This window comes from Kitasatospora sp. NPDC059462 (assembly GCF_042749955.1).
GTDB lineage: Bacteria > Actinomycetota > Actinomycetes > Streptomycetales > Streptomycetaceae > Kitasatospora.
In genome coordinates this window covers 22,037-28,036 of sequence record NZ_JBHYUU010000115.1, presented here as the reverse complement: position 1 = coordinate 28,036, position 6,000 = coordinate 22,037, and the positions used below count along the sequence as shown (strand labels likewise).

Here is a 6,000-nt window from a genome sequence, read left to right as displayed (position 1 = left end):
CCCGAGCCCGCGACCCGGCCCGCGCAGCGCCGTCCGGCCCGGCAGCCGGTGGCCGTCCGGCTGGCCCTGGTGATCGCCGGGGCCATGCTGCCCGTCCGCGACGAACACCGGCGCGGGGGCGGCGGACTGGCCATCGGCCGCGACGAGCCCGACTGCGCGGCCGTCCCCGGCCTGGCCGCTCTCGACCAGATCTCCCGGCACCACGCCCGGCTGCGCTGGATCGACGGCGCGCTGTATGTCGAGGACCAGGGTTCGACCAACGGCACCTTCGTCGACGGCCGCCGGATCACCGCCCCGACCCGGATCGGACCGGGACAGCGGCTGCGGTTCGCGAGGGACGTGGACGCCCAACTGATCGAGATCGACGAGTTCGGCGCACCCCGGTGAGCCGGGCCCGCGAGGAGGAGAACGGCGCGATGGCCGACACACCGCCGGAACCGAGCCCGCCCACCCGCAAGCAGGGCCGCGGGAAGGACACGTCGGGAGACGCCGGAACCCCTGCCGAGAGCCCGCGCACCCGGGTCCAGCGTGACCGGGGCGCCGGGAACGGCAGGGCCTCCGGCGCGGGGAGCCCCCGCACCCGCGTCCAGCGCGAGCGCCCGGAACCCGCCGACGGCGGCGCCGTCCCGGGCCCGCGCACCCGCGTGCAGCGCCCCGCCGGCCCGGCGGCCGACCCGCCCGCCGATTCGCCTTCCGAACTGCCCGCCGACCCGCCCGCCGATCCGGCCGGCGCTTTCCCCGCAGCGCTCGCCGACCGCTACGCCCCCGTCGGCCGCGTCGGCTCCGGCAGCGAGGGCACCGTCTGGCACGTCCGCCGCACCGACGGCGGCGGCGACGCGGCCGTGAAGGTCGGCAACCCCGGCGTACGGGCGGACACCGAACTCCTCGCCCACCTCGCCGGGGACCCCGCCTTCCGCCGGCACGTCCCCGAGATCCTCGGCCACGGCCGGGTCGAGCACGCGGGCGCGCTCTGCGACTGGATGGCGATGGAGTACCTCCCCGTCACCCTCGCCGACCACATCGCGGAGCTGCGCGACCGGCGCCGCCTGGACCGGCCCGGCGAGAGCGAGCGGATCATCCGCGAGCTGGTCGACCTGCTGGCCTTCTGGCAGACCACGATCGCGCGCAACCCGGTCGACTTCAAGCCCGCCAACATCCTGGTCCGCCCGGCCGGGAAGGGCGGCCGCTCCGCCGCCCAGTTCGTGGTCGCCGACTTCGGCGGCGTCGCCAAGCTCACCGCCAGCCGCCGCTTCTCCACCGACATGCAGGTCACCGTCGCCTACATGGCGCCGGAGCAGCTCGCCGGCCACAACCACCCGGCCGGGCCGTGGTGGGCGCTCGGCACCATCCTCTACGAGGTGTTCACCGGCGCCGGCCGCTACCGGCGGGCGGACGGCGGGCTGATCAGTGACGAGGCGCTGCAGATCCGGCTGGTGATGGACGCCGAGGTGGACGTCTCCGCCGTTGCCGACGAGCGCCGCCGGCTGCTGCTCCAGGGCCTGTTCACCAAGGACCCGGCCGACCGCTGGACGGCGGAGCAGGTCCGTACGTGGCTGGGCGGCGGCAGCCCGGAGGTGGTGCGCAGCCGGGTCGACCCGCCGGCGCCCGACCCGGGCCCGACCGGGCCCGCACACCGGCCGATCGCCTTCCGCGGCCAGGACTTCCACGACCCGGCGGCGCTCGCCGGGGCGATGCTCGGACGCTCGGCGGACGCGGCGGCCTGGCTGGTCAGCGGTGGCGCGCGACGGCTGCGCGACTGGCTGCGCGACGAGGTCAAGGACACCGTCCTCGATCTGCACTACCTGAAGGACGTCGAACGCGGCACGCCGGCCGAGAAGTCGGCGGCGGCCTCGCGGGCGGTGCTGGCGCTCGGCGCGGCGTTCACGCCGGAGGCCGTCCCGTACGTGCGCGACCGCCGGGTGGACGCGGCCGGGCTGGCGGCGCTGGCGGGGGAGCCGGACGGCCCGGCGTTCGTCGACGAGCTGGTCGCCGCCGGGCTGCCCGGGCTCGCCGCCCGCTTCGAGTGCGGGCACCCGGCCTGCCCCGGGCGGGCCTGCGAGCGGCTGCTCGGGCTCACCCGGCTGGCGGCCGTGCTGACCGCGGTCGAGCGCGAGGCGCGTGCCCTCGGCGGTCGCGGCGACGGCAACGGTGACGGCCGGCTCAGTGCGAACGAGCGCAAGACCGCCCGGCGTTGGGCGCTGCTGCTGACCGTCCAGCCGGAACAGCAGCGGCGCGTCGTGGTCGGGCGGATCTCCACGCTGCCGGGCCCGCTGGCCGCGCTGCCCGCGCCCCTCCACACGGCGGTCGCCGCGGTCGGGGGAGCGGTGGGCGCGGTGGCGGCGCGGGTGCGCGGTGGCGGGCGCCGCGGCGGTGCGCGCGAACGGTTCCGCCGGAACTGGTCCGAGCTGAGCCGCCGGGCGTTCGCCGCCGACCCGGCCACGGCCGAGGGCCGGGGCGTGCTCGCCGCGGCGGCCGTGCTGCAGGTGCGCAGCGTGCGGGCGGGCGGCGCGCGGCGCGGGCGCAACCGGGGGGAGTGGAAGGCGGATGCGCGCGCCTGGTGGGGCGGCGCACGCAGCGCGCTGCCCCGGCGTGCGGTGGCGGTCGTGCTGCTGTTCCTCTCGCTCGGCCTCACGCTCTGGTCGGGGACCGTCTGGCGGCACGCCGTCGAGTTCGGCACGGGCGCGCAGGTGCTGCCCGACGGTCCGTTCGGCGGACCGCTGCGGACCGTCGGCGAGGCCGCGGCGCGGGCGACGGCCGGCCAGCTCGGCGCGGCGCTGGCCGCGGCCGTGGCGGTGGTCGCCTTCCCGGCCCGGGTCGGGCGGCGGATGCTGTTCCTCGCCGTGGCGGCCTCCTTCACCGTCGGCTACCTGCGCCTCGGGCCGCCGATGACGGTGCTGAAACCGCCGCAGGCGGTGGTCGACCGGGTGGTCGTGTTCGAGGGCGGCCTCGGGAGCTGGGCGGGCGTCGGCGCGGTCGCGGCGGTCGTGCTCGCGCTGGTCCTCAACGACCGCTCGGTGCGCTGGCTGCTCACGCCCGCCCTCACGGCCTCGGAACGGGCTGCGGGCGACCGCCGCCGCCTCGCCACCCGCCGCCCCGGCGCCCGCGCGGCCGGGACCACCGGCCTCCGCGACCGGCTGTTGTTCGGCCTCGGCGGGACGCTCGTGCTGACGGCGCTGCTGTGGGCGTCGGTCGAGATCCGGCTCGCCGTCGTCGACCGGGACCGCCACCTCACCCCGGAGTCCTGGGGCACCGGCCAGACCGGCGCCGCCTACCAGGCCGACTACGTGCTGCTGCTGGCCTTCATCGCCTTCCTCGCGGCCTGCGCCACCCCCCGCGCGGCCCGCCGCGTCCTGGCTGCCGCGGCGGTCGGCACGGCCGCCCTCGGCGCCTGGCCCCCGCCCCTCGGCCCCCTCGAAGCCCTCCGCATCCCCGTCCTGGCCCCCTGGTTCCGCGACCTCGCCACCCTCTGGGGCCACTCCGCCTTCTGGGCCGCCCTCCTGATCATGCTCCCCCTCGCCGCCTACCTCACCCTCTGGACCACCCGCCACCTCCCCACCTCCTGACCCACACCCCACCCGAGCAGCCGGATCGAAAAGTCGGCCCACCCGACTTCCCACTCCACCCGGCACCGCTCCGTCCACCCGAACTTTCTCCCGCGAGAGCATCTATGCGCGTAGAAATCGCAATAACCGGGAGCGGAAAGTCGACCCGTCCGACTTCCTGCTCCACCGCATCCCGCCCGGCGCTGCGCCCGAGCGACTGGACTGGAAAGTCGGCCGGCCCGACTTCCTGCTCCATCGCGCCACCCCGCCCCGCCCGCCACGGCACGCGACGCGAGCATCCGGATCGAGAAGTCGGCCGGCCCGACTTCCTGCTCCGCCGGGCGTGGATGTGGCCGCCGGATTTCTCGGCCGCGCGACCATCTATGCGCGTAGATGGCATGGCCGTTGGGAGTGGGAAGTCGACCTGTCCGACTTTCTGCTCCATCGCGCCGCCTCGCCCTGCCCGGCGTGGCGCGCGACGCGAGCAGCTGGATCGAGAAGTCGGCCCACCCGACTTCCCGCTCCACCGCATCCCGCCCGGCGTGGCGCGCGAGCGGCTGGATTGAGAAGTCGGCCCGCCCGACTTCCTGCTCCGCCGGGCACCGATGTGTCCGCCGGGATTTCTGCCGCGGGAGCATCTATGCGCGTAGATCCCGCAGTGGTTGGGAGTGGAAAGTCGGCCCGTCCGACTTCCTGCTCCATCGCATCCCGTTCGGCGTGGCGCCCGGGCGACTGGATTGGGAAGTCGTCCGGCCCGACTTCCTGCTCCATTGCCCGCCGCACCCCGCCCGGCGCTGCGCGCGAGCAGCTGGATTGAGAAGTCGGCCCGTCCGACTTCCTGCTCCGCCGGGCGTCGATGTGGCCGCCGGAATTCTCGGCCGCGGGAGCGTCTATGCGCGTAGATGGCGTGGTGGTTGGGAGTGGAAAGTCGGCCGGCCCGACTTTCTGCTCCACCGCGCCCATCGTGTCCCGCTGGGTGTCGTGTGCGAGGGGCCGGATGGGGGAGTCGGCCGATCTGACTTTCTGCTCCGCCGGGCGTCGCGGATTCCGGCTTTGGGGGGCATCGGTGCCGGGATCGGCGTGGGTGTGCGGCGGGCCTTGCGTTGCGCTGGGTGTCGTTGAACGGCTGGTGGTGGGCGCGGAGTTGATGGGTACGGCGCGCGATCCCGGTGTGGGCCGCTGCTGTTAGCATGCCAACCATGATCAAGGGTGGCTTAGAAGGCCGAATAGGCCGGATGGTGGGGGACAGCAGGCCGGAGCGCGTGCTGATCGCCGCCAGTTTCGTCAATCGGGTCGGCAACGGTCTGTTCAACGCGGCGTCGGCGCTCTATTTCACGTTGGTCGTGGGCCTGCCCGCGGTGCAGGTCGGTGCCGCGCTCAGCATCGCCGGGGTGATCGGCCTGGGTGCGGGGATCCCGGGCGGGCATCTGGCCGACCGGCGCGGGGCTCGCACGATCATGATGTCGGCCCTCGCGGTCCAGGCGGTGTCGATGGCGGCCCTCCTCCTCGTCGAGAGCTGGGCCGCGCTCACGGTCGTCGCGACGGTCGACCAGGTCGCCGCGGCGGCCGGCGGGGCCGCGTCGGGGGCTCTGGTGGTCCGGGTCGGGGGTGACCGCCCGGCCCTGTTCCGGGCGAGGCTGCGTACGTTCGTCAACCTGGGCGTCATCCTGGGAACGGTGGGCGCGGGGCTGGCGCTGGCCGCGGGCACCCGCGGCGCCTATGTCACGCTGATCCTCGGCAACGCGGCGAGCTTCGCCCTGTGCGCGGCGCTTCTGCTCCTGCTGCCCCGTTACCCGGTCCTGGCGGCACCGCCGCAACAGCGGCGCTGGCTCGTCCTCACGGACCGTCCCTTCCTGGCGTTCACCGCCCTCTACGGCGCCATGGGACTGCAGTACCCGGTGGTCTCGCTGCTCCTGCCGATCTGGATCTCCGAGCACACCGAGGTGCCGCGCTGGTCGGTGGCCGTGCTGTTCGCCGTCAACTCCCTCTTCTGTGTGCTGATGCAGACCAGGATCGGCTCGCGCGTCGAGACCCTGCGCGACGGCGGCCGGGCGTTCCGCACGGCGGGGCTGCTCTTCCTCGTCAGCTGCCCGATGATGGCGCTGGGGGCGTACACCCCGGTCTGGGCCACGGCCGCACTGATCCTGACGGCGATCTTCGTCCACAGCCTGGCAGAGGTCTGGGAATCGTCGGCGTGCTTCGCCCTGGGCTTCGGCCTTGCCCCCGACCACGCCCAGGGCCAGTACCAGGGCGTCTTCGGTCTCGGCTTCAGCGCGGGCCAGGCCCTGGCCCCCGCGATCCTCACCACGGTGGTGCTCGGCCTCGGCATGACGGGCTGGCTGCTGTTGGCGGCGTTCTTCGCGGCACTGGGCGCCGCCGGCCCCTCCCTCGCCCGCTGGGGCGCGCGGACCCGGCCGCAGCCGGGCGTTGCCGTCGAAGCGAGGGGATGACCGGCGGG

3 protein-coding genes are annotated in these 6,000 nt (G+C 75.2%); all 3 read left to right on the top strand.

Annotated elements, in window-relative coordinates; translation table 11 throughout:
- A partial coding sequence (locus ACFXAM_RS25635; RefSeq protein ID WP_380294585.1) for an FHA domain-containing protein occupies window positions 1–387 on the top strand: 387 nt, incomplete at its 5' end.
- A gap of 29 nt (window positions 388–416) precedes the next feature.
- A complete protein-coding gene (locus ACFXAM_RS25630) occupies window positions 417–3,563 on the top strand; it encodes a hypothetical protein (protein WP_380294584.1) in 3,147 nt (1,048 codons plus the stop codon).
- A 1,178-nt stretch (window positions 3,564–4,741) separates the two neighbouring features.
- Window positions 4,742–5,992: an MFS transporter gene (locus tag ACFXAM_RS25625; RefSeq protein WP_380294583.1), complete on the top strand. Its 1,251-nt coding sequence runs from the start codon at window positions 4,742–4,744 to the stop codon at window positions 5,990–5,992.
- The last annotated feature ends 8 nt before the right edge of the window (window positions 5,993–6,000 follow it).

Coding starts and splice junctions, on each gene's coding strand:
- ACFXAM_RS25630 (WP_380294584.1), top strand. CDS start 417: ATGGCCGACACACCGCCGGAACCGAGCCCGCCCACCCGCAAGCAGGGC.
- ACFXAM_RS25625 (WP_380294583.1), top strand. CDS start 4,742: ATGATCAAGGGTGGCTTAGAAGGCCGAATAGGCCGGATGGTGGGGGAC.